Genomic DNA, 23,998 nt, shown 5'->3' with positions numbered 1-23,998 from the left:
CCCCTATGCATTTTATTTATGCCCCACATCTATTATACTTATGTGTTGGAGGACAAGGTTATGATAGTTTCGAAGTATTTCGTTTATTTTATTATATATAGTTTCTTAGGCTGGATATACGAGACCTGCTTTTGTACAATCCACGAAAAAGCCTGGGAAAATCGAGGTTTTCTTTACGGCCCATGCATCCCGCTATACGGTGCAGGCGCCACTCTAGCACAAATCATATTCGTAGATATACCAAACCATTTATCCGTAAAGCCACATTTAGCAATAATCTTTTTAGGATGCTCCATCGGATCCTTCTTCCTAGAATATGGAACTTCCTACATACTGGAAAAACGCTTCAACGCCAGATGGTGGGATTACGGAGAATTTCCACTAAACATCAACGGACGCGTATGCATCCCCTTCACTATATGCTTCGGATTTGCAGGAATCATTGTTACTCAACTAATCATTCCACCAATCGTGTACAGCATATCCCTTATTCCATCAGTAATCGTTGAGTTATTTGCACTTATATTTATGTTTCTATTTGGAATGGATATGGCTCTTACCGTCTCTGCCATCACAAGCTTCGCCAAGGAATTTGAGCGCATCAACGAACAAATCAACACCCAGATGGCCGAGCGCATCGAGGCTTGGCAAATCAGCCGCGCCGACGCTAAAATAGCCCGTCTTGAAAAAGCCAACGAACGAAAAGAAGCCGCTATCCTCAAGAAGGAAATGAACGCTGAACGAATAGCCGAACTCAAGGAGCAGCTCTCAACCGAGGCCGTTAAACAGTGGGTGTTAAATGCCACCGAAACCCAACGTGGCCAGTTCCGTCACATCGCGAAGTTCACCCACCCCGTAGCCTCCACCAAAGCCCTCCTCGACAAAGGCTCTGAGTTCCTCCGCAAGAAAACAAAATAACATTCCACATCGGCCACATTTATCTGTGGCCGCTTTTTTCTCTTTTTCTACAGTAAGCTACTCTGCCTGCCTCCCGGCCCGCCCCCTAACACCACAGCTATATATGAATCGGAACAAAATAATAGTTTCTCTTAATGCTGCAAATGGAGCTTTACGTAGTTGTCTTTTCATTGGTGTTGCACTTTGAAGCTACTGTATGTATAGCACAGACACATAAAAGCTTATATAATGCTCTCCATCAGAGGATATGCCTATCAGTTGTTTCCATACTCCATTTGCTAAGTAAAATTAAAAAAGCAGGTTTTGAATGTATAGGCACCGTGGCACATTCAACATCGTGTATCAAGTGACCACTGCAGCCGCCGTCCTAGCGACTGCTGCCTATACATACAAAACCTGCTTTTTATTTTACTAAGCGCATTACAAATTCCAACAACTGATAGGCATATCCTCTGATGGAGAGCATTACTAACAATAGTGTGTGTCTGCGCAATGCATACAGTAGCGATAAAAGTGCAACGAATTGAAAAGAAAACTACAATAAAGAAAGCGACATGCAGCATTTAGAGAAACATTATTTTGAGACTGAATATATAGCTGTGGTGTTAGGGGGCGGGCCGGGAGGCAGGCAGGTGTGAGGACAATATAGAAAAAGAGAAAAAAGCGGCCCACGGAATATTCCGTGGGCCGATGTGTTTGAATGTTATTTTGCGTCTGTTGCTTTAACGGCATCCTCAGGCTTTTCAACCTGTGCAATGGCATTCTTAGTCATTGGGATGCGGCAGTGCTTATCGCTTCCGAACTCAACGATAACAGTTGTATCGTCTGGGATAGAAATGATTACACCATAAAAACCACTTGTTGTAAGTACTGTATCGCCAACTGCAAGAGATGACATCATAGCTGTCTTCTGCTTCTGCTCCTTCTGCTGTGGACGAATCATAAAGAAGTACATAAATACAAAAAGTACTACGACCCAAATAATCAAGCTGATTGAACTATCCATTAACTTATCCTCCTAAACTAGGCTTACGCCAAATCACTGAAATTAATTTTACCAAAAGAATATAGTTAAGCGCAAGACAAAAAGATTCATTTAATAAATAATTAAGATTAATCCTCGCCTGCTTCCATACTCTCAAGCTTTCTCTTCTTATATCCTGCAAAATCGCCAGTATCTAAGGCATCTCTGATTTCTTCCATCATTGTGTTGTAGAAATAGAGATTGTGAAGTACGCAAAGACGCATACCAAGCATTTCCTTTGCCTTTAAAAGATGACGAACGTAGGCACGTGAATAGCTTCGACAGGTTGGACAGCCACAGCCTTCCTCGATAGGTCTCATATCCTTTTCAAACTTCTGGTTGAAAAGATTGAGCTTGCCGTGATTTGTATATACGTGACCATGACGACCGTTACGGCTAGGATAAACGCAATCAAAGAAATCTACGCCACGCTCCACTGCCTCAAGGATATTAGCTGGAGTACCAACACCCATAAGATAAGTTGGCTTATTCTGTGGAAGATACGGTACAACATTGTCAAGAACATCGTACATCTGCTCGTGGCTTTCACCAACAGCAAGACCACCTACAGCATAACCAGGCAAATCAAGCTCTGCAATACGTTTTGCATGCTCAATACGAATGTCATTAAAAATAGCACCTTGATTGATTCCAAACAAAAGCTGCTCTTTATTGATAGTGTCAGGAAGAGAATTTAGGCGAGCCATCTCCTCCTTACAACGATAAAGCCATCTTGTAGTACGAGCAACAGAATCCTCTACGTATTTACGTTCAGCAAGGGCTGGTGGACACTCATCAAAGGCCATAGCGATGGTAGAACCAAGATTTGACTGAATCTGCATAGATTCCTCTGGGCCCATGAAGATTTTGCGTCCATCTATGTGTGAATTGAAGGTAACACCTTCTTCTTTGATTTTACGAATGCCTGCAAGAGAGAAAACCTGGAATCCGCCGGAATCTGTAAGGATTGGACGGTCCCAATTCATAAATTTATGAAGGCCACCAAGCTCCTTTATAAGCTTATCACCTGTACGCACATGTAAGTGATAAGTGTTTGAAAGCTCCACCTGGCACTTAATCTCTCGTAAATCGTCAGTAGATACGGCACCTTTGATAGCCGCAACTGTACCAACATTCATAAATACAGGTGTTTCAATTACACCGTGAACAGTATGAAATCGACCTCTTTTGGCCTTCCCTTCTGTTTTTAATAATTCGTACTTCAATTCTTATAAAACTCCTTTATATAATCCACTCTGTCTGTCATGTGACTAAGCATTGCGTCACAAATTGTGATAGCACACATTGCCTCAACCACTACAACAGCTCTAGGAACAACAACAGGATCATGACGACCATGAATCTCAATGTCCGTTTCCTGGCCCTGTTCATTAACAGTATGCTGTTTCTTAGAAATAGATGGAGTAGGCTTAATAGCTGCACGAACAATAATGTCGTCTCCATCTGATATGCCACCTAAAATTCCACCACTGTGGTTGGTCTCCTTAACAACCTTACCTTCATCATCTAAGGTGAAGCAATCGTTGTTAAGGCTTCCTGTTGTTTTGGCAGCCTCAAAACCATCGCCTATTTCTACGCCCTTGACAGCACCGATAGAAACAAGCGCCTGGGCAAGCTTCGCATCAAGCTTGTCAAAAACTGGATCACCAATTCCAGCAGGAACACCGGTGATAACACATTCGATTACACCACCTGCGCTATCGCAGTTGTGAATGCAGGCTTCAAGGAATTCCTGAGCCTTTGCCGCTGCATCTGCATCTGGCATTCCAACAGGGTTCGCATCTCTCTCACCAAGTTCGATTTTTGTAATTGCAATATCTCCAATTGACTTCGTATATGCGAATAATTCCACACCAAGTGTCTTTAAAAGCTTGGCACAAATGGCACCTGCAGCAACTCGACCGATGGTCTCTCTACCAGAAGAACGACCGCCTCCACGATAATCTCTAAAGCCGAATTTTTCGTAGAAACCATAATCTGCATGACCCGGTCTAAAGCTGTGGGCTATATCGCCATAATCCTTGGAATGCTGGTCCATATTTCTAACCATAAGTGAAATAGGTGTACCAGTGGTGTGACCTTCAAACACACCTGAAAGAATCTCTACCTTGTCACCTTCAGCACGTGCAGTAGTGAATTTAGACTGACCAGGTTTTCTTCTATCAAGATAAGATTGAATATCCTCTTCGCAAAGAGGAAGTCCAGCAGGAAATCCGTCAATAACTACACCTAATGCTGCACCATGGGATTCTCCCCATGTTGATATTTTAATAGTATTACCAAACGATGAACCAGACATATGAAGCCTCCTAATTTAAGCAATCAACCCTATGAAAAAGGGGCTGTCTTAAACAGCCCCATAAAAACTATTTAATCTTTACAACCACTATACTGTTTGGCTTAGCAATCTTGATAGGCGCATTCTGCATTAAAGAATGACCAGTCTTCTTGTCGATTGTGAAGCTGCGGATTTCGTTTGTATCGTGATTAAGTGAAACAAAATATTTATCCCCAGGTAAAACTGCAAAACTCTTAGGATAATCGCCACTAATAAAGTTGTGTGAGAAATATGTAATCTTTCCAGATCTAACATCTCTTTCATACATGCAGACAGCATTAAGACCATCAACGCTGGCGTATAAGTACTTGTTATCCTCACCAAACTTGATATTTGTACCAGTACTGATTTCCTCATCAACACCAACAAGAAGAGAAACAGTCTGGATGTTCTCAAAATCAGGATGATCATCAATGATATGATAATCATAAACTAAAATCTCGTTAGACATCTCTGTGATAACGTAAGCATACTTTCCGTCGTTAGAGAATTTCATCTTTAGTGGAGCTGAGCCCATTGTACATCTAACGATATCTACAAGACGAAGCTTTCCGTTTTCGTAATCAACTTCGTAGATTTTGATCTGGTGAAGACCATTTTCTACAACGCAAAGGAAACGCTCATCTGGTGTAAGCTCTACACATGTACAGTGTGGGTAAAGTGGTCTGTCAGCAACTGACTTACCAATTCCCTGATGGAAGATACCATCAGCGATACCGCCAATGCTTCCGTCCTTGTTGAGGCTCATCATAGTAACACGACCATCATGATAACCAGCAACAAATAAATATCTATTCTGAGAATCAACACAAAGATTGCAGCCACGCATGCCTCCAACCCATTCCTGATTCATCTTTTCAAGATCACCGTTCTCTAAAATCTTGAAGGATGCAACACCTTCATCAGCAATAGAATAAAGGAACTTGTTGTCCTTAGAATTAATAATATCAGAAGGATTGTTAATTGGAGCAACGCTCTGCTCTGTAAGTACTCCTGTTTCAGGATTAACATCATAAACATAGATACCTACACTAGTCTGGTGAGTATAAGTACCAACGTAAGCAACATATTTTTCTGCCATTGTATTCTCCTCGTTTACATTTATGCTTCTTTTCTACGTAATAAATCATACTCCGCTGGAGTAACGCTAAGCTTTATGAAAAGCTTTTGCTTTGGATGTGGACAGCTTTCCATAGCGTTTCCGTCCTCATCTTTAATTCCTAAAACTTCTACCTCTACATTATCACCGTTTGGCTTCATAATTTCAATAGTTTCACCTACTGAAAATTTATTTCTCTGCTCAATTTCAAAATATCCTTCTGAATCAGCAGTGCCACAGATACCTAAATAGGTATATCCGATATTGTAGGTATTGTTATCATAAATCTGAGATTCCTCAGATGGCTTTCCATAGTAGAAGCCAGTTGTAAACTGACGATATGTACATGCAGCAATCTGTTCCTTGTACCAATCAAGATTTGCCTCGTATTTTGCAGGTGATTCCTTGTAGTCATCAATAGCCTTGCGATATGTACGAGCTACAGTTGCAACATAAAGAGCAGTCTTCATACGACCTTCAATCTTAAAGCTGTCAATACCAGCATCAATCAAGTCAGGAATATGCTCGATCATACATAAATCCTTTGAATTGAAGATGTATGTTCCTCTCTCATTCTCGTATACAGGGAAATACTCTCCTGGACGCTGTTCCTCAACAACAGCATACTTCCATCTACAAGGATGTGTGCAAGCGCCCTGATTTGCATCCCTACCTGTAAAGTAATTTGAAAGAAGACATCTGCCTGAATAAGAAATGCACATTGCACCATGAATGAATGATTCAATCTCTAAATCATCAGGAATGTTTGCTCTAATCTCTTTGATTTCTGCCAATGAAAGCTCTCTGGCAGAAACAACTCTTGATGCACCTAAGTCATACCAAAACTTGTATGTACCATAATTTGTGTTATTAGCCTGTGTGCTCACATGTCTTTCGATTTCAGGACAAATCTCTTTAGCCATCATGAATATAGCAGGATCTGCAATAATAAGAGCATCAGGACCAATTTCTTTAAGTTCCTTTAAATACTCTCTAACGCCTTCAAGATCATTATTATGAGCCAAAATATTAACAGTAACGTGAACCTTTACGCCATGATCATGGGCAAACTTTACGCCCTCAATCATATCTTCCTTTGAGAAGTTCTTAGCTTTAGCTCTAAGACCGAACACTTCTCCGCCAATAAAAACTGCATCTGCTCCATAAATAACAGCAACCTTAAGAACTTCAAGACTGCTTGCTGGAACTAATAACTCTGTTTCTCTCATTTCTTTCCTTTCACACTAATACTAACGCCATCTCCAAGTGGAAGAATCGTAGTAGAAAAACCTTCATCATGAGTCAGTTCATAAAGATAATCTCTCATTCGTTTGTGAATGGTACGATTACGTCTTGTAATAGCATATCTAGACTCAATAATATCCCCGTCCTGTAATACATTATCAGTAACTATAACACCACCTGCACGAGTAAGCCTCTTGACCTCTGGCCAGAAGTTTATGTACTGGCCCTTTGCAGCATCCATAAATACAAAATCATATGGACCTTCCAAGGTTGGCAATATCTTCATTGCATCCCCCTCCAAAAGTGTGATTTGATTTTCATGACCACATCTTTTGAAATTCGCATTTGCGATAGGAATACGAGGCTCATAATTTTCAATTGTAGTAATCCTAGCATCAGGACCAGCTGCCTCAGCCATAAGATTTGCTGAGAATCCTACTGCCGCTCCAACCTCAAGAATCTTCTTTGGCTGGTTCATAGCAATGAGGAGCCTCAGCAAATTGACAGTTTCTAGCCTGATGATAGGAACAAAGGTGTCTAAAGCCTCCTGCTGAATAGCCTTAAGCTCAGGCGAAAGCTCTGGGTAAAGACTATTCAAATAGGTGGTATATCTCTCATCAACAATCATTTTATACTTCCATAATAATTGGAATAATCATTGGACGACGCTGTGTCTCGTGCCATACGAAATCAGAAAGGTTATCTCTGATATCTGACTTAATCTTATTCCAATCAGTAATATTCTTTTCCTCTAAAACTTCCATAGTTTCAGCAAGCACTGCTCTAGCGCTATCCATAAGATCTTCAGAATCTCTAACGTATACGAAACCACGAGATACGATATCAGGACCAGCAAGAACTGTGCCAGATGCACTATCAAGAGTAAGGACAACGATAATGATACCGTCTTCGGCCAACTTCTGTCTGTCACGAAGAACGATATTTCCAACATCACCTACACCGATACCGTCAACCATGATAGCCCCAGTGTGAACGTGACCAGAAATCTTTGAGTAGTTGTCACCAAGCTCAAGTACATCACCTGAACGAATAATCTTGATATGGTCGTGATCCCATCCAAGAGACTCTGCTATACGTGCCTGAGCTGTAAGATGCTTGAACTCACCATGAACAGGAATTGAGAACTGTGGACGCACAAGAGAATAAATAAGCTTAATCTCCTCTGCGCAAGCATGTCCTGATACATGAACATCCTGCATAACAATCTGGGCACCACGCATTGTCAAATCGTTAATAACGTTTGATACGGCCTTCTCATTACCTGGAATTGGATGAGAAGAAAATACGATTAAATCACCTGGCTTAATCTGAACCTTTTTGTGGGTTCCATTGGCCATACGTGAAAGAGCTGCCATAGACTCACCCTGAGAACCTGTTGTAACAAGTACAACCTTTTCATCTGGATAAGACTTAAGTGACTCTATCTCGATAAGTGTATTTTCTGGAATATGTAAGTATCCAAGCTTCTGAGCTGTATCAATGGTGTTGACCATTGAACGTCCTTCCACACAAACCTTACGTCCGTATTTATCTGCTGAATTAATAATCTGCTGAACACGGTCAACGTTAGATGCAAAGGTAGCAATGATAATACGGCTTGTTGTGTTATCAGCAAAGATTGAATCGATTGTCTTTCCTACTGTCTTTTCAGAAGCAGTGAAACCTGGGCGCTCTGCATTTGTAGAGTCACACATAAGGGCAAGTACACCCTTCTTTCCGATTTCACCAAGACGCTGTAAGTCGATTGGATCACCATAAACTGGTGTGTAATCAACCTTAAAATCGCCTGTATGCACAACAATACCTGCTGGTGAATAAATAGCAAGAGCTGCCGCATCCTGAATGCTGTGATTTGTGCGGATAAACTCTACTCTGAAGTCACCTGCATTAATATGTGTACCGTACTTAACCACCTTACGCTTAACCTTTGTAAGCATCTTGTGCTCTTCAAGCTTGTGCTCAATAAGACCGTTAGTAAGCTTTGTTGAATAAATTGGGCAAACATTTAACTCCTTAAATACATAAGGAATAGCACCTATATGATCCTCGTGACCATGGGTGATAAAAAATCCTTTAAGCTTATCCTGATTATCCTTCAGATAAGAAACATCTGGTATTACCAGATCCACGCCCAACATATCATCCTCAGGAAAGGAAAGTCCGCAATCCACCACAATAATACTGTCCTTATACTCAAAGGCAGTAATATTCATGCCGATTTGCTCAAGACCTCCCAATGGAATAATCTTCAGCCTTTCAGCTGTCTGTTCAGTTTTCTTTTTCAAAAATAAACCTCCTATATCAAATAAAAAATATTAAAAATCAATGTCAGCATCGTCGCCAACTAATTCTTCAAAAAGTTTTGCTACAGCATCAAATTCAACGTCATCTTCAACAAACTCGTAGATAACTTCGTCGCCGTCTACTGAGACTTCCTTCATTATTGCTGCTTCAGCATCTTCATTTTCATCTTCACTGTCACAAACAAGAAGATATTTATTACCAGAAACTACTGTTTCCTCTAAGACAAAAAACTCTAAGTCTTCGCCATTGTCACCTGTCAAAATAATCTTATCCATACTAAATTCATCTCCAAATCCGCTGGTTACGTTAACAATCCTTAGTGTTTCTCCGCTCACCTATAGAAAGGTTCGCTTGAGAAACCTAAGAGATTGCTAACTACCAGCTCATTTAAATACTATAGTTAACAAATACCCTAGTTAACTTTATTTATTGTAGTTATCGAGGAAGTCTTGGAGGATAATCGCGGCGGCGATTTGGTCGATGACCTTCTTTCGATCCTTGCGAGCTACGCCAGATTCTTCCAAGATTTCATCTGCATACATTGTGGTGAGTCGCTCATCCAATAGTTCGATTGGGATATCAACTCGCTTCTCTAATAATTTTTTAAACTCAAGTGTTTCCTCGCAACGAAAGCCTTCGCTATCATCCATGTTTCGAGGATAGCCAAGGATAATTTTTTCCACCTGATATTCGTCGCATATTTCTTTGATACGCACAAGAGTGTGACGTAAAGCGCTAGGGCGCTGACGAGTAATAGTTTCAAGCTCCTGTGCAGTCAAAAGTAAGGGGTCACTAATCGCGACCCCTACTGTTTTCGTCCCATAATCAAGACCAAGAATCCTACTCATTATTTACTCCAACTCTCGTTAGAAATATATTCCTTAAGAAGCTCTTCTACGAGCTCATCACGTTCAACTTTCATAATAAGGCTACGCGCATTATTGTGACTTGTAATGTATGTGGGATCACCAGACATAATATATCCCACAATCTGATTCACTGGATTGTACCCTTTTTCAGAAAGAGCACTGTAAACCTGTTCGAGTACTTCTTTTACTCCAACAGGATTCTCCTTTTGAACCTTGAAATATTGTGTGTTACTTAAATCTGCCATAATAACCTCGTCTCTGTTCTAATCCCACAATAATAATTAAAATTTCAACCTCATTGTAATATAAAAAATTTTATATTTCAACAAGCAAGTACTGTTTATCACTAGATAAAACAACACCTTTTGCCATTACGATTTCATTGGTGTAGTCCTTGTCATCCTTACATTCAATAGCGCACTTAATATACTCCTTTGAGAAACCGATGAAGTATTCCTTGCCATCGATAACAGTTTTCTCTTCAAACAAGATATCAAGCTCTTTGCCAATAAAGGAATTTCTGAAACTTTCAGTAGACTCATTTCCAAGTGCAATAAGGGTTGCACTTCTCTCCTTCTTCACTGCGTTTGTAATTTGGCCAGGCATTGTTGCTGCCTTTGTTCCTGCTCTCTTTGAATAAGCAAAAACATGAAGCTCGTAAAACTGAATCTGTCTAACATAATCTGCAGTGATATCAAACTCTGAAGCGGTTTCACCAGGGAAGCCCACAATGATATCTGTGGTAATTGCAGGATCAGAAAAATATTTTCTAAGAATCTCTACTCCCTTAGTATACTCTTCAATTGTGTATTTTCTGTTCATTCTCTTAAGAACTGTGTCACAACCTGACTGAAGAGATAAATGGAAATGCGGACACATCTTTGAAAGTGAAGACACGCGCTTTGCAAAATCCTCAGTAACAATCTGTGGTTCAAGGGAACCAAGACGAATACGTTCAATTCCATCAATCCTTTGTACAGCCTCTAACAAATCAGCAAGAGTAAACTCAGTTCCACTTCCGAAGGAGCTAAGATGAATACCTGTGATTACCACCTCTTTGTAACCGTTCTTTGCAAGACCAGTAACCTCTTCAACCACATCTTCAATTGAGCGGCTTCTGATACGACCTCTTGCAAATGGAATGATGCAGTAAGAACAAAACTGATTACAGCCATCCTGAACCTTAACAAAAGCTCTGGTATGTTCTGAGTCTTTTTCAATGTGCATATTTTCATAAGCAACATTGCCTTCATTAATATCTATGCAATCAAGGATTGGACCATCGTTTTTGTCCAGGCCCTGAAAATATTCGTGTATACGTTCTACAAGCTCGTTCTTTTTGTTGTTACCAAGAATGATATCGGCACCAAGCTCGTCGGCAATATCCTTGCCAAAGTTCTGAACATAACAACCAGCAGCAACAACACACGCATCAGCGTTAAGCTTCTTGCATTTGTGAATCATCTGTCTCGATTTTCTATCAGCTATATTTGTAACAGAGCAAGTATTAATGACATAAACATCAGCCTGCTCATCAAAAGGAACTATAGTGAATCCATCCTTCTTCAGAAGCTCTTCCATAGCCTCAGTTTCATAGGCATTTACTTTGCATCCAAGATTATGTAATGCTGCTTTTTTCATTTATATAAACCTTTCTATTTTGTTGACTTTTAGGGGGTGTTGCTTTAGTATATATCCATATAATTTATACTAAAAATCTCGAGGGAGGCACAAACGATGAAAACAGTTCAAATTTCTCTTAACTCAATTGACAAGGTTAAGTCTTTTGTAAACACAATCAGCCAGTTTGATTATGATTTTGATCTTGTTAGCGGACGTTATGTTATCGATGCTAAGTCAATCATGGGAATCTTCTCACTTGACCTTTCTAAGCCAATCGATCTTACTGTTCACGCTGAAGGCGATGCAGACGATGTTATGTCTACATTAAAGGATTATATCGTTTAATCCATAGCCTTTACTAAGTAAAGAAATTTATGAGCTTTGCTAGATTCTAGCAAAGCTCTTTTTTTGTTCTTATTTAACGTGAACGATTTCAACTGTTTCAATAGCCTGCTTCATAAGCTCATCTATCTTTTCATCAAGAAGATGCTCGTGCTTTTCAATAGCTTCAAGCTTTGGCTTTGTAACAGGATGCTTAGCAACAAAGATTGTGCAGCAATCCTCGTAAGGTAAGATTGATGTCTCGTAAGTATCAATCTTTTCAGAGATATCTACAATATCCTGCTTATCAAAAGCAATAAGTGGTCTGTAAACAGGAAGTGAACATACAGCGTTTGTACAATTGAGAGACTGCATTGTCTGAGATGCTACCTGTCCGATAGACTCGCCAGTAACAAGACCGAGACAATCGTTCTCCTTTGCAAAGTGCTCTGCTATTCTCATCATGTAACGACGCATAATAATAGTAAGCTCATCATGAGCACACTGCTGATAAATGTAAAGCTGAATATCTGTAAAGTTTACAATATGTAAATCGATAGGACCAGAATACTTAGCAACAAGCTTTGCAAGATCTACAACCTTCTGCTTTGCCTGCTCTGAAGTGTAAGGTGGTGCATGGAAATATGTAGCTGAAAGTGTAACACCACGCTTTGCAATCATATAACCTGCAACTGGTGAATCAATACCGCCTGAAAGAAGAAGCATTGCCTTTCCAGCTGTACCAACTGGCATTCCGCAAGGACCTGGAATTTCTGTAGAGTAGATAGCCATATTCTCACGAACCTCTACATAAATAATCTTGTCTGGATTATGAACATCTACGTGCATCTCTGGGAAGGCATCAAGAAGACGTGAGCCTACCTCTGCAGCAACCTCCATAGAAGTCATAGGATACTGCTTGTTTGCACGACGGCCCATAACCTTAAAGCTAAAGTTCTTATCTTCAAATTCCTCATCCACATATTTAATAACTGCATCTGCAAGAGCATCAAAGCCCTCATCAGGCACAACTACTGTTGGACAAATTGCACTGATACCAAAAACATGCTGAAGAGCCTTAACTGCCTCATCATAATCATAGTCGCCCTCTACTGAAATAAAGATACGACCGCTCTGCTTCTTAACAACAAAGTTGCCCTCTACTGGATAGAGGGATCTTTTAATCTGGCGAACAAGGGCGTCTTCAAAGAGGTAACGGTTCTTTCCCTTAACACCAATTTCTGAATACTTAATTAAAAATGCCTGGTATGTCATAATAACCTTTCCTATAAAACTCTAAACTATAGTTGCATCATTGGCACAAGCTCTGTAAGAGCCTTGATTGCTGTCTCCACTTCTTCCATTGTGTTTTCTGGACAAAAGCTGAAACGAATTGTGCGCTCTAATAAATCTTTTTCAAGTCCGATTGATTTTAAAGTCTCGCTGATTGCTGGCTTATTTGACGAACAAGCAGAGCCTGCTGAAACGTATATACCATAATTATCCTGGAGCGCATTTAAAATAACCTGAGCTCTTGTACGGTTTCCTTTAATTGAAACACTTACAATCTGAGGAGCGCTGGCTTCATCTAAATGACCATTAACGCTGACACCCTCAATTGCAGAAACACCTTCGATTAAACGATGTCTCATAGCATACAAGTGTTTTTGCTTCTCGTCAAGATTTTCATACGCAATCTTTGCTGCCACTCCAAGAGCAGCTATTGCAGGAACATTCTCTGTACCTGAACGCATTCCTCTCTCATGACCACCGCCGAGAATCTGAGGTACCATAATATTAAAGATAGCCTCATTAATATATATAAATCCAGAACCCTTAGGTCCATGAATCTTATGTCCACTAACTGAAAGAAGATCGATTCCCATCTTCTTTGGCTGAATTGCCAGCTTACCAAAGGCCTGGATAGCATCAACATGAAACAAGATTTCTTTGTTGAAGCCTTTGATAATCTTTGAAGCCTCCTCAATTGGCTGAAGAGCACCAATTTCGTTATTTACCATCATAATAGAAACAAAAATAGTGTCTTCGCGAAGAGCTGCCTTTAATTCTTCAAGGTCAATAACTCCATATTCATCAGTTCCAAGATATGTAACCTCAAAGCCTTCCTTCTTTTCAAGATACTTGATAGGATTAAGCACTGAAGCATGTTCAATCTTTGTAGTGATGATGTGATTGCCACGACGTTTCTTTGCAGCAACACCACCCTTTATTGCAAGATTATTGCTTTCTGTTCCACCTGAAGTAAAATAAATTTCCTTAGGCTGAGCTTTTAAAATGCCAGCAATAATCTCTCTAGATTCCTTTAAATAATCCTTGCCCTTTGCTCCCATTCCATGTAGAGAGGATGGATTTCCAAAATCCTCCAAAAGGCACTTATTCATAATTTCAACTGCTTCTTCGGCACATTTGGTAGTTGCCGAATTATCAAAATATATCATTACATTTCCTCACATTTAAGCATCAACATTGCAAGTGAACAGATTGCTGCTGTATCTGTTCTAAGAATTCTGTGGCCAAGAGAAATAAGCTTCATGTGACCATCAACCATCTCAATTTCAGAAGGAGCAAAGCCACCCTCTGGACCTATAAACACCCCTATGCTCTGTCCTTTTTCAAGTTCCTTTAATGCATCAAAGGTATCCTGCATGCCATTTTTGCTTTCATATGGAAGCAAAAGCACATCCAAAGATTTGGCATATTCAAAGGCTTCTTTAAAGGTCATCACAGGATGAATCTGTGGGATAATTGAACGCTTTGACTGCTCTGCCGCAGATTTAGCAATAGCCTGATAACGCTCAACCTTAGACTTTTTCTTTTTGTCATCCAGTTTTACAATACAGTTTTTCATTTCAACTGGGATGATTTCAAAAGCTCCAAGCTCCACACATTTCTCAATGATGGTTTCCATTCTATCTCCCTTAGGAATAGCCTGAAACAAATAGATTTTGTTTGGAAGCTCGGTGGATGGAACCTCTTCCACCACAGTTGCCACCAAATCCTTATCCACAAAATCAGACACTTCACAGATGTAATTGGAACCATCTGCCACCGACACTCGGATTCGCTCTCCTGGACGAAGGCGAACCACCTTTGTAAGATGATGAGCATCCTGACCTGTAATATTAAATTTACCCTCTAATGGCAATTCATTAACAAATACTTGCTGCATAACTCTCTTAATTTTTCTGAGCGGTGATATTCACCCACTCACCCTGATGATTAATTTCTACAATATCAAGTCCAACCTGCTCAAGAGCAGCCTTTACTTCGTTCTCCTTGAAATCGATGATTCCAGAAGTGATAAAGTAAGCCCCCTGCTTCATAGTAGGTGGAATGGCTGGTGCCATAGCAATGATAATATCTGCTAAGATATTTGCAACTACAACATCGTATTTATCGTAGCCCACCTTATCCTGTAACTGTTTGTCATCAATAAGATTTCCAACATAGAAATCACCTGCTGACTTGTCTATATGATTAACTTCAAAATTTTCATAGGTAGATGCGATACAATCTTCATCTATATCGGTGCCTACAAGATGGCACTTTCCCTCAAGAAGCTTGTTGGCAATGATAGAAAGAATACCGCTGCCGCATCCCACGTCAAGGATTTCATCACCAGCCTTAAGATATTTCTTAAGCTGTCTGATGCAAAGCTGAGTAGTCTCGTGCTTTCCTGTTCCGAAAGAAACACCTGGATCAATCTCCACGAAAATCTTTCCCTGATCTGCTGGTGCAATTTCCTCCCAAGTAGGCTTGATAAGAATATCATCAATATAGAAGGATTTGAAAAACTGTTTCCAGTTGTTAATCCAATCTTCCTGCTTTGTAAGGGAAGTATCGATTGTGCCTGCACCTATATCAGTTGTTTCTTTAAGCTCTTCAAGAGCAGCCTTAACCTGCTGAAGCACTGACTCGTGGTCATCATCTTCACCAAGGTAGAAGCAAACCTTTGATAAGCCTTCATCCTCTGGGAGATCAGGCTGAAGCTCTTCAAATACTCCGCCCTGTCTGTCTCCGTCATCTACAGGAACATTGTTTTCAATTTCAATAGAAACTATGCCAAGCTCCATAAGAGCTGCACTTACAAAATCCTCTGCAAATGTAGTTGTATTAATAGAATATTTAATCCAATTCATATAACTCCTCTTTGCCCTTTAGGGCACCATCCACTTAATATGGAAGGATTTGCTTTACATGAAAAATCACATATCAAGGTTTCCCTTGATATGTGAAGTATACAAAAATAGTTAGCCTTGTGCTTTTTCAGCTGCAGCCTTTGCTGTGATTTCATCCTTTAAGTCTACGCATTTATCCTTAAGCTTTCGAGATGTGCTTGGTGATTGAATAAGACGAGCAATAAGCTTCATAGCTGCGTCGTATTTCTTGTAATGCATTGACATATTCGCAAGCATAAACTCAACTGCTTCAGATGCCATTCCACAATATGGAGGGGTCTCTGATGAGATTGCCTTCATAAAGCCTTCGTATGCCTGACTGTAAAAGCCTTCGTATTCCTTGGTGATCATTTCCACAAGCTTTGGATCAGCTTCTTTGTTGCCCTCAAGCTCTTTAAGCTGCGCACGGCGAAGCCATGCTATCTTTAAGCAAACATAAGCCTTTTCAGACATCTTTGCACGCTTTTTCATGGTGCATATCAATGCAAGCTTAAACTTTTCAACTGAATACTCGTAGTCGTATATGTCTGGAAGCTTTTCGTCTGGTTGTGGCTTAAAGCTTGGACAGAACTCTGCTCTAATGAGCTTTACACGAGCTGTGTCTATCTTAGCAAAAGTGGTATCAAGCGCTGAATAACCACAGTTTGGGCAAGACATAAAATCGTATTTAATCTTGTCCACATGCTCATAGTTAGGCTTTAAGTCGAAATCAGGCTCAAGTCTCTTAAGCTTTGTGGCAAGAACCGCTTTAATTGGAAATTCCTTGTCACAAACGGGACAACGAACCTTTTTATCTATAACAAAATCCTTTTCCTGTTTAACAACAGGCGCTGCCTTGGCAGTACCAGCCTCCCCTGCTTTTGGTTTTTCATCAGCTAAAATATCTAGCTCATCCATGGAAAAACCAAATTTTTCCATACCTGAAAGTAAATTCATAACTCGTCCTCTTGTGTTAGCTGTTAATTGTTAGTAGGTAACTTAAACGAACTCTTCAAAGATACAATTCTGTTGAATACTAAAGCATCCTCCCTAGAATCCTTAGCATCAACACAGAAAAATCCCTGTCTAACAAACTGGAAGCTATCATAGGCCTTTGCGTCCTTTAAAGATGGCTCCACAAGACAGTTTTTAAGAACTGTTAGTGAGTTTGGATTGAGATTCAAACTACCATCTTCATTATACACTCCTTTTTCCTCATCCACAATATTTTCGTAGAGACGAACCTCTGCATTGACAGCTGTCTTTGCAGCAACCCAATGGATTGTTCCCTTAACCTTGCGGCCATCTGGAGCATCTCCACCCTTTGTAGCTGGGTCGTAAGTACAGTGAATGCAAGTAACCTTGCCATTTTCATCTGTCTCATATGATGTACATGTAACGAAGTAAGCGTTCATAAGACGAACTTCGTTGCCAGGATATAATCTGAAATATTTCTTAGGAGGCTCAATCATGAAATCCTCTCTATCGATGTAAAGCTCCTTACCAAATGGAACCTGGCGGCTGCCAAGCTCTGGATTCTCAAGGTTGTTTGGAGCATCGAGCCATTCAACATCACCGCTTTCGTAGTTGTCGATAACAAGCTTTACAGGATCAAGAACAGCCATTGCACGTGGACGGCTTGTCTTTAAGTCTTCACGGATGCAATACTCAAGCATTGCATAGTCTGATGAAGAGTTTGCCTTTGAAACACCTGAAAGCTCAACGAACTTTCTCAATGACTCTGGTGTGAAGCCACGGCGACGAAGAGCTGCGATAGAAACAAGACGTGGATCATCCCATCCGTCAACAATTCCGTCCTCAACTAGCTTCTTGATATATCGCTTACCTGTAACAACGTTTGTAAGGTACATCTTTGCGAACTCAATCTGACGTGGTGGATTTGGGAAGCCTGCTGACTTAACAACCCAGTCATAAAGAGGTCTATGGTCCTCAAACTCAAGTGTACAGATAGAATGTGTGATACCCTCGAATGCATCCTCAAGTGGATGAGCAAAATCGTACATTGGGTAGATGCACCACTTGTCACCAGTGTTGTGATGTGTCATGTGTGCAACTCTGTAAAGGATTGGATCACGCATGTTGATGTTAGGTGATGCCATATCAATCTTCGCACGAAGTGTGTGTGCACCATCCTCATACTTACCGTTCTTCATATCCTCAAACATCTGAAGGTTTTCCTCGATAGAACGATTTCTGTTTGGATCTTCCTTACCTGGATGCTCGAAGTCACCACGGTACTCTCTCATTTCCTCTGCAGTAAGGTCTGAAACGTAAGCAAGACCCTTCTTAATAAGGTCTACAGCTACTTCGTACATTTTATCAAAATAGTTTGATGCGAAATAAAGGTGATCACCCCAATCAGCACCAAGCCACTGAATATCAGCCTTAATAGAATCAACGAACTCTACCTTTTCCTTTGTAGGATTTGTGTCGTCGAATCTCATGTGGAACTCGCCATTGTACTTCTTAGCAAGACCATAGTTTAAGATGATAGACTTTGCATGACCTATATGTAAATATCCATTAGGCTCAGGAGGGAAACGTGTACAAACGTGATCGTATACCCCTTCCTTTAAGTCCTTATCGATTTCAAGCTCGATAAAATTTTTGCTTACTACTTCTTCACTCATTTTATTTATTCCCTTCAAATATAATAGGCTTCTCCTCTGCCTTCTCCTTGAGGAGAAGGTGCCCGAAGGGCGGATGAGGTGTCACCATAATTTTTTATTTAATATGTGTATGTGTAAACAAATGCTCACTGCAATACTCATAATTGCCACTGCACTTGCTACAAAATCTAAAATCAAGCTCAGGATTTGTAACCTCTGTACGTCCGCAAACTGCACATTTGTGACGAGCAATTGGTGTGCCATCTCTGTACTGGGTACGAGGTGGTGTAGCCTGACGTCTGAATTCATTTCTTCTGTGAATTTCTTTAGGGTCAAATCTATGATAGTTTCTTGTTGAAAAATAAAAAATAACAAAGTTCAACAATGAAGCTATGATTGGTACTGTGGAAACCCAATTTCCTCCAAGGATGTTGATAACAATGGAATATCCAAGTACTACAACATAAAAGATTGAAAGCCATTTCATCTTCACCGGAATAATGAAATACAGCATAAGCTGCATATCCGGAAAATACATAGAAAAAGCAAGGAATATAGACAAGTTAATGTAATAGGTACTAACTGTATCTCCAAGACTCAAAAACGCAGGGTCAGCTCCATATATAGCGATGCATAAGAAATATGTTAAGAATGCACCGATAATGGTAAACAGCATTCCACCAAAGATGTATACATTAAAACGGAATGCACCCCAGGTATTCTCTAAGGTACTACCCAACGAATAATAAAGTAAAAACATAAACAATGCCCAAATAAGGGACACTTTTGGAGGGATAAGAACCCATGTGAATAATCTCCAAATTTGGAAATTATGAATGATAAGATATGGCTCCAAGGTTAAGTTAGAAATATAAGGAACTCCTGTAAATTTCTGACCAAACTGAAGCATATATCCAATAGCATATCCAATAAGCAAATAAACAGTAAGGTTTCTAATTGCATATTTGCCAAATTTCTTCTCTAATTTATTTAACAAAATCGTCCTCCCAAATGCATAGTAAACATAATTATAGACTTTAAAGATTATAACCCTTTAAAGCCTATTATAGCAACCACTATTTATAAGAGAAACAGCACTAATACAAGAATACAAACAATAACAAAAGCTATCTTTGTCGCCACATTAATTATACTTGGCAGTCTGTAGCTTTCATGGCCTAATACCAATAAATGAATGATGTAAGGAATGGTTCCAAACACTGAAATAATAAAGAACACTGCCAAGGTTATTGGGAAAAGAACTATAGATACAATTTTCTTTTTCTCAGAGAGACTTGAAAACCATATTCTAAAGAAAATAAAAACAAAGCCAAAAGCAAATCCCGATAACGCACTAGTAAGAACTGAAAACAACATGCTATTTATAGGCATTCCATTAAACATCATTCCATAAAGAGGATCAACTGCATCTACTAACGTAAACATTACAAATACGGCAGCAAAAATAATAGGAATTCTAAATCTCTGGCCTAATGGTACTCTTTCCGACCTACTATTATTTCTCCAAGCGGCTTTGATATCTTGTTTATTTTTCTTATCCTTTTCCTTTTTAAAATCCTTAAAAGATACAAGGTTGTTCTTTTTAGCCTTATCTTTTACAAGGTCTTTAATTTCTTCTATGCTTCCCTCTACAAAACCATTTAAGGAAATGCAATACACATACTCTGTGGTTTCAATAAAAGCGAAGGCGTTTCTAACTACAAATCTGTTAACATCTTGAAGAGGTGTTGATAAATCCTTAAAAATCCCCTCTTCATTTCTAATCACTTCGCGAATAACACCATCCTCAATAGTGATTGTACTATTAGCGTTATTTCTTCCATACATATCAACATCAGGCAGATTACTTCCCTTATAATCTGCCTTGATGTTATTTATTACTTCCTGACCAAAGTCATGTTCAATTCTTATCATAAAAAACTACTTCTTCCTACTTTGTTTTGTGGTGAGGAATATATTACTTGGTGTAAAAATATATTGAGTCTGCATCCTCGTCTATTTTGTAAGTGAAATCGAATAATTTGCAGAAGTCATCCACAGAAACTCCCAGTACATAAAAGGCCTTGCCTTCCTGGACATCTATATCTAGCTTCTGTCCATCTTTTGTGAATTTCACCTTGGATACGCCTTGGTCTTCATAGTGAGAGCTCATGTTCCAAGTATGACCGCCGTATTCCCACTGGGTCTTTAAATCCAGAGTTCTTTCTTTCTGGTCTGGAGTAAGAATGGTGAAGGTTCCGCCAAGTCTATCCATGTACTCTGCAATAACCAAAGGAACACTGCCACAATAATCAGCAATAAGTCCAAAATCAATGCTCATCATGTATTGCTCATTCTCTTCATCATAATAAGAATAACAATAATCATCGGTAACTAAGCCATAGTATGAATACTGGCTTTTATTATTGTCATAGAGCATCTCCTCATCATTTAAATAAATATGATTCAGCTGACTCTTATGGAAAGAATCTATTTTATCAGAGAGACCAGTGTAAATCTCTTTTGAGAGATTTCCATCCTTAATAGCTGCAGCAATAGAATTTTCAAGCTCTTCTAGTCTAGCTTCTTTATCAATTTTAGCGCCATAAATAACATACTCGCTTAATTTATAACAGCTATCATTGTGAATGTCATCTGTCTCGCAGCCCCATACATCCACCTGGCCAATAGGATGATTCATCAAAAATTCCTTTGAATTATACTTTAATTCCTTACGATAAATTTCATTGGCTTTATCAACAGCAGCAATTACCTTTTGGGCCTGCTCTGTATTTGTAAGTAAAACACCTTCATTGAAAGGATAATCAAATTCATCAAACAGCGTTTCTATATCATCTCGATAAAGTTCTCGAACTTTGTTGGCGTAATCCGATTCAAATTCAATTTTTTTCTTATCATTCTCATCTGTAATCTGTCGACGATATACATTAAAGACTAAACCACGTTCCTTAGTTTTAAAGGAATATCTCACTTCCTCAGGACTATGACACAAAAATTGACAGCCCAAATATTTAACCTTTTCACCGCAATTATCCTTTAGATAGCTCTTTACTTCCCTCTCAAAAGGATAATATTCAGAAGTGTCAAGCTTTCCAGAATCAGACACACTAAAGTAATCTTTATCTAAATCTACATGATGGAACTTATCCTTAACTTTGAAATATGTATCAATACCAAAGACTTCAGAAATAACGGATTTTTCTACAATAGGAGCCCATCTGTAGGTGTCATATTCCGTATTAATGTATACGTTTTCATCATTTTTAAGATAATAGGCACCTTCATAATCAACACAATTCGTATATGCGAATTGGTACTTGTCACCATTATCATCTATATATTCAAAATCCACAGGTGAGCCACTGATATTACCACCTTGATACTTCAGAAGCCAGTATAAATTTCCAAAGGAAAGTTTATCATCGTCGTTAGAGTATATCTCATTACTGTAATCTGTTGATTCTCCGTCTTTAATTACTCCAACACGATAATAAATAGATTCCTCCAGGGCCTGAGCTTTTTCGTCTTCAGAAAGCCCATCAATGATTTCTGGCAACTGATAAGTAATACCAAACCAATAATAACCTGCTTTAGCTTCAGCACTCATTTCTTCTGGACTAAAAGCGCCAAAACGGTCGTAGGTTCTATCTTTTCCCAGATAACCTGACTGACTCAATAAATCATATTCAAAACCTACGTCCTCATATTTTTCTTCAAGGTCTGAATAGTCGAATTTCAACACATATTTAATTTGGAAATTATAATGGAGTGCATTTAGCTTGTCATAAAAATTCCAAAGATCCTCACAGCCTTTTTCAAGAGAATCCATGTCATCATAACTTACTAAGAAATATCGCTCTCTTTTATCAAGCTTATCATCACTATCATCCTGATACTCATCTTCATCAGAATAATCCTCAGAATCATCATAGTCATTATAAGAAGACTCTTCTTCATCTTCTCCTGAAATTACATATTCAACAGTATCAGAAATTTCATCTTTATATTTTTCGATAAGGCATCGATCATAATCATCCCAGACCTCGCGGCCAAAAGTTATGAATAAATCTGCCTCTGAATAGTATTCATCATAAACATGAAAATGAATATCGTTCTTTTTGTCATATACCTCCCATGAATAGTCATTATTATTTATCCTTTCGGAGTTTTTTGACACTTTAAAATCTCTATGACCAAGCATTTCTCTAACATGCTTTTTTATATCACGCCTGCTGGTAGGTGTGAAAGCACAACCTGTCAGTGCAAAAGTCATGCAGAGAACCAATATAGTTAACAGTGTCTTTTTAAATCTCATGGATAAGTATTTCCTTCCGTTGTATCAATGTAGTCTGAGTAATTATTTCTATCAATCATCTTGTAAGGGACATAATAATACTTGTCATTTACAAGCTTGATATCCTCAGGCACACTGCCCTCAGTGGCAAGACCTAAAGCCATCCTTGCAATAGCGCGACCTTTTTCGCAGGAATCATTAAGTACCGTTCCAAGGATTGTTCCATCACCTACTAGCTGGATTGCTTCCTCCTGACCATTGACACCTACAATCAAAGGCATAGATTGTACGCCAAAAGCCCTTAGTGCATCTACTGCACCTAAAGCCATATTGTCATCGTTAGCAATAATAAGCTCGATTTGACGAGGATATCCCTGCAGCAAAGATGTAATTTTTGTTTGTGCCTGCTGTCGGTCCCAGTTGGCAATCTCATCCCCCAGGCGTTCTAGACGAATGCCTCCAGCCAGAATGGTTTCAACAGAAACATGACTGCGGATAATTGAGTCCTGGTGACCGGCCTCGCCCTCTAGCATAACATATTGTATAACTCCATCTCCACTAATATCTATTTCGTCAAAACGACTTTTTAGCGCTTCCCTTACCAAAAGACCTTGAAGCTTCCCGCTTTCTTCCGGTCTTGCCCCCACATAATAAAGCTTATCAAAACGATTCAAGTCATCCTCAACTAACTCTCGATTAAAAAAGATGATAGGTACATCAGCCAGCTTTGCCTTTTCAATAATCACTGATGCATCGGTTCTATCTACAAGATTTACGCAGACTACATCGTAACCCTTGTCGATAAAATCCTCCACCTGATCATTCTGAACCAACTGATTCTCCTCAGCATAGACAACAGTACAATCCATTTCAATCTGGCGATTGCTGCTGTACACCTGAAGATAATTTTGAATGTTTTGCTTTATTTCTTCTGTGAAGGGATCAAACTCACTGTACATGGTAACCCCGATTTTTATAGTCTTGTTATCAGTTTTCTCCTTTTTGGTGCTTCCTACAATAATGTTTGCAATTATCAAAAGGAGTATAACCGCCACCCCAAGGATGGAAAGCCTTTTTACCCTACTCATTTTC

At 39.3% G+C, this 23,998-nt stretch carries 23 protein-coding genes; 2 read left to right on the top strand and 21 right to left on the bottom strand.

Annotation, left to right across the window (positions count from 1 at the left end):
• Positions 1-60 precede the first annotated feature (60 nt).
• The gene (locus tag BLR54_RS01530) at positions 61-918 is read left to right on the top strand and encodes a putative ABC transporter permease (protein ID WP_176761827.1); all 858 of its coding nucleotides are present in this window, start codon (positions 61-63) and stop codon (positions 916-918) included.
• Between the two features lie 703 nt (positions 919-1,621).
• On the opposite strand, the gene yajC is transcribed toward BLR54_RS01530, so the two are convergent.
• The 11 genes from yajC to mtaB form a co-directional block, all read right to left on the bottom strand.
• Entirely contained in the window at positions 1,622-1,924 is a 303-nt protein-coding gene (gene yajC / locus BLR54_RS01525) for a preprotein translocase subunit YajC (protein ID WP_090416461.1), read from the bottom strand.
• 107 nt (positions 1,925-2,031) lie between these two features.
• Positions 2,032-3,168, bottom strand: coding sequence for a tRNA guanosine(34) transglycosylase Tgt (gene tgt / locus BLR54_RS01520; RefSeq protein ID WP_090416460.1), 1,137 nt, complete (start codon positions 3,166-3,168; stop codon positions 2,032-2,034).
• Positions 3,165-4,262 (bottom strand): chorismate synthase, encoded by a 1,098-nt coding sequence (gene aroC, locus BLR54_RS01515; protein WP_090416459.1) that lies wholly within the window; start codon positions 4,260-4,262, stop codon positions 3,165-3,167. The genes tgt and aroC overlap by 4 nt, the downstream gene beginning before the upstream one ends.
• A 67-nt stretch (positions 4,263-4,329) precedes the next feature.
• On the bottom strand, positions 4,330-5,382 hold the full coding sequence (locus BLR54_RS01510) for a lactonase family protein (protein WP_090416458.1): 1,053 nt from the start codon (positions 5,380-5,382) through the stop codon (positions 4,330-4,332).
• Positions 5,383-5,402: 20 nt separating this feature from the next.
• Complete coding sequence (locus tag BLR54_RS01505; protein WP_090416457.1) at positions 5,403-6,629, bottom strand: peptidase U32 family protein; 1,227 nt, start codon at positions 6,627-6,629, stop codon at positions 5,403-5,405.
• A complete protein-coding gene (locus BLR54_RS01500) occupies positions 6,626-7,273 on the bottom strand; it encodes an O-methyltransferase (RefSeq protein WP_090416456.1) in 648 nt (215 codons plus the stop codon). Before BLR54_RS01500 ends, BLR54_RS01505 begins: the two co-directional genes overlap by 4 nt.
• A 1-nt stretch (position 7,274) precedes the next feature.
• The gene (locus BLR54_RS01495; protein ID WP_090416455.1) at positions 7,275-8,951 is read right to left on the bottom strand and encodes a ribonuclease J; all 1,677 of its coding nucleotides are present in this window, start codon (positions 8,949-8,951) and stop codon (positions 7,275-7,277) included.
• A gap of 30 nt (positions 8,952-8,981) precedes the next feature.
• Entirely contained in the window at positions 8,982-9,305 is a 324-nt protein-coding gene (locus tag BLR54_RS01490) for a DUF1292 domain-containing protein (RefSeq protein ID WP_330388117.1), read from the bottom strand.
• 87 nt (positions 9,306-9,392) lie between these two features.
• Complete coding sequence (gene ruvX, locus BLR54_RS01485; RefSeq protein WP_090416453.1) at positions 9,393-9,818, bottom strand: Holliday junction resolvase RuvX; 426 nt, start codon at positions 9,816-9,818, stop codon at positions 9,393-9,395.
• Positions 9,818-10,084: an IreB family regulatory phosphoprotein gene (locus BLR54_RS01480; protein ID WP_090416452.1), complete on the bottom strand. Its 267-nt coding sequence runs from the start codon at positions 10,082-10,084 to the stop codon at positions 9,818-9,820. The genes ruvX and BLR54_RS01480 overlap by 1 nt, the downstream gene beginning before the upstream one ends.
• 70 nt (positions 10,085-10,154) lie before the next feature.
• Entirely contained in the window at positions 10,155-11,480 is a 1,326-nt protein-coding gene (gene mtaB, locus BLR54_RS01475) for a tRNA (N(6)-L-threonylcarbamoyladenosine(37)-C(2))-methylthiotransferase MtaB (RefSeq protein WP_090416451.1), read from the bottom strand.
• 96 nt (positions 11,481-11,576) lie between these two features.
• Here mtaB and BLR54_RS01470 point away from each other — a divergent pair, with 96 nt between their 5' ends.
• Positions 11,577-11,807, top strand: a complete 231-nt coding sequence (locus tag BLR54_RS01470) for an HPr family phosphocarrier protein (RefSeq protein ID WP_090295519.1) — start codon at positions 11,577-11,579, stop codon at positions 11,805-11,807.
• Between the two features lie 69 nt (positions 11,808-11,876).
• Here BLR54_RS01470 and thiI read toward each other — a convergent pair whose 3' ends face one another.
• From thiI to BLR54_RS01420, 10 genes are all read right to left on the bottom strand, one after another.
• The gene (gene thiI / locus BLR54_RS01465; protein ID WP_090416450.1) at positions 11,877-13,058 is read right to left on the bottom strand and encodes a tRNA uracil 4-sulfurtransferase ThiI; all 1,182 of its coding nucleotides are present in this window, start codon (positions 13,056-13,058) and stop codon (positions 11,877-11,879) included.
• Positions 13,059-13,084: 26 nt separating this feature from the next.
• Entirely contained in the window at positions 13,085-14,242 is a 1,158-nt protein-coding gene (locus tag BLR54_RS01460; protein WP_090416449.1) for a cysteine desulfurase family protein, read from the bottom strand.
• Positions 14,242-14,973: an RsmE family RNA methyltransferase gene (locus tag BLR54_RS01455; protein ID WP_090416448.1), complete on the bottom strand. Its 732-nt coding sequence runs from the start codon at positions 14,971-14,973 to the stop codon at positions 14,242-14,244. Before BLR54_RS01455 ends, BLR54_RS01460 begins: the two co-directional genes overlap by 1 nt.
• 7 nt (positions 14,974-14,980) lie before the next feature.
• Positions 14,981-15,943 carry a 50S ribosomal protein L11 methyltransferase gene (gene prmA, locus BLR54_RS01450; protein ID WP_090416447.1) on the bottom strand — a complete coding sequence of 321 codons (963 nt, stop codon included), beginning with the start codon at positions 15,941-15,943 and terminating at the stop codon, positions 14,981-14,983.
• A 111-nt stretch (positions 15,944-16,054) separates the two neighbouring features.
• Positions 16,055-16,918, bottom strand: coding sequence for a DUF2225 domain-containing protein (locus BLR54_RS01445; RefSeq protein ID WP_090416446.1), 864 nt, complete (start codon positions 16,916-16,918; stop codon positions 16,055-16,057).
• A 23-nt stretch (positions 16,919-16,941) separates the two neighbouring features.
• Entirely contained in the window at positions 16,942-18,612 is a 1,671-nt protein-coding gene (locus BLR54_RS01440; RefSeq protein WP_090416445.1) for a glutamine--tRNA ligase/YqeY domain fusion protein, read from the bottom strand.
• Between the two features lie 94 nt (positions 18,613-18,706).
• Positions 18,707-19,588 (bottom strand): derlin, encoded by an 882-nt coding sequence (locus tag BLR54_RS01435; RefSeq protein WP_242871179.1) that lies wholly within the window; start codon positions 19,586-19,588, stop codon positions 18,707-18,709.
• Positions 19,589-19,671: 83 nt separating this feature from the next.
• Complete coding sequence (locus BLR54_RS01430; RefSeq protein WP_090416443.1) at positions 19,672-20,526, bottom strand: hypothetical protein; 855 nt, start codon at positions 20,524-20,526, stop codon at positions 19,672-19,674.
• Positions 20,527-20,569: 43 nt separating this feature from the next.
• Positions 20,570-22,927: a hypothetical protein gene (locus tag BLR54_RS01425; protein ID WP_090416442.1), complete on the bottom strand. Its 2,358-nt coding sequence runs from the start codon at positions 22,925-22,927 to the stop codon at positions 20,570-20,572.
• Entirely contained in the window at positions 22,924-23,994 is a 1,071-nt protein-coding gene (locus tag BLR54_RS01420; RefSeq protein WP_090416441.1) for a galactose ABC transporter substrate-binding protein, read from the bottom strand. The genes BLR54_RS01425 and BLR54_RS01420 overlap by 4 nt, the downstream gene beginning before the upstream one ends.
• Between the last annotated feature and the right edge of the window lie 4 nt (positions 23,995-23,998).

This window comes from Pseudobutyrivibrio sp. YE44, assembly GCF_900104335.1.
Classification (GTDB): domain Bacteria; phylum Bacillota; class Clostridia; order Lachnospirales; family Lachnospiraceae; genus Pseudobutyrivibrio.
Note: the sequence above shows the minus strand (reverse complement) of the source record. Positions and strands in the feature narration are given on the sequence as shown.

Excerpts from the sequence above, each read along its gene's own strand:
- BLR54_RS01530 (WP_176761827.1), top strand. The coding sequence starts at position 61 with ATGATAGTTTCGAAGTATTTCGTTTATTTTATTATATATAGTTTCTTA.
- yajC (WP_090416461.1), bottom strand. The coding sequence starts at position 1,924 with ATGGATAGTTCAATCAGCTTGATTATTTGGGTCGTAGTACTTTTTGTA.
- aroC (WP_090416459.1), bottom strand. The coding sequence starts at position 4,262 with ATGTCTGGTTCATCGTTTGGTAATACTATTAAAATATCAACATGGGGA.
- BLR54_RS01510 (WP_090416458.1), bottom strand. The coding sequence starts at position 5,382 with ATGGCAGAAAAATATGTTGCTTACGTTGGTACTTATACTCACCAGACT.
- BLR54_RS01505 (WP_090416457.1), bottom strand. The coding sequence starts at position 6,629 with ATGAGAGAAACAGAGTTATTAGTTCCAGCAAGCAGTCTTGAAGTTCTT.
- BLR54_RS01500 (WP_090416456.1), bottom strand. The coding sequence starts at position 7,273 with ATGATTGTTGATGAGAGATATACCACCTATTTGAATAGTCTTTACCCA.
- ruvX (WP_090416453.1), bottom strand. The coding sequence starts at position 9,818 with ATGAGTAGGATTCTTGGTCTTGATTATGGGACGAAAACAGTAGGGGTC.
- BLR54_RS01480 (WP_090416452.1), bottom strand. The coding sequence starts at position 10,084 with ATGGCAGATTTAAGTAACACACAATATTTCAAGGTTCAAAAGGAGAAT.
- mtaB (WP_090416451.1), bottom strand. The coding sequence starts at position 11,480 with ATGAAAAAAGCAGCATTACATAATCTTGGATGCAAAGTAAATGCCTAT.
- BLR54_RS01470 (WP_090295519.1), top strand. The coding sequence starts at position 11,577 with ATGAAAACAGTTCAAATTTCTCTTAACTCAATTGACAAGGTTAAGTCT.
- thiI (WP_090416450.1), bottom strand. The coding sequence starts at position 13,058 with ATGACATACCAGGCATTTTTAATTAAGTATTCAGAAATTGGTGTTAAG.
- BLR54_RS01460 (WP_090416449.1), bottom strand. The coding sequence starts at position 14,242 with ATGATATATTTTGATAATTCGGCAACTACCAAATGTGCCGAAGAAGCA.
- BLR54_RS01455 (WP_090416448.1), bottom strand. The coding sequence starts at position 14,973 with ATGCAGCAAGTATTTGTTAATGAATTGCCATTAGAGGGTAAATTTAAT.
- prmA (WP_090416447.1), bottom strand. The coding sequence starts at position 15,943 with ATGAATTGGATTAAATATTCTATTAATACAACTACATTTGCAGAGGAT.
- BLR54_RS01445 (WP_090416446.1), bottom strand. The coding sequence starts at position 16,918 with ATGAATTTACTTTCAGGTATGGAAAAATTTGGTTTTTCCATGGATGAG.
- BLR54_RS01440 (WP_090416445.1), bottom strand. The coding sequence starts at position 18,612 with ATGAGTGAAGAAGTAGTAAGCAAAAATTTTATCGAGCTTGAAATCGAT.
- BLR54_RS01430 (WP_090416443.1), bottom strand. The coding sequence starts at position 20,526 with ATGATAAGAATTGAACATGACTTTGGTCAGGAAGTAATAAATAACATC.
- BLR54_RS01425 (WP_090416442.1), bottom strand. The coding sequence starts at position 22,927 with ATGAGATTTAAAAAGACACTGTTAACTATATTGGTTCTCTGCATGACT.
- BLR54_RS01420 (WP_090416441.1), bottom strand. The coding sequence starts at position 23,994 with ATGAGTAGGGTAAAAAGGCTTTCCATCCTTGGGGTGGCGGTTATACTC.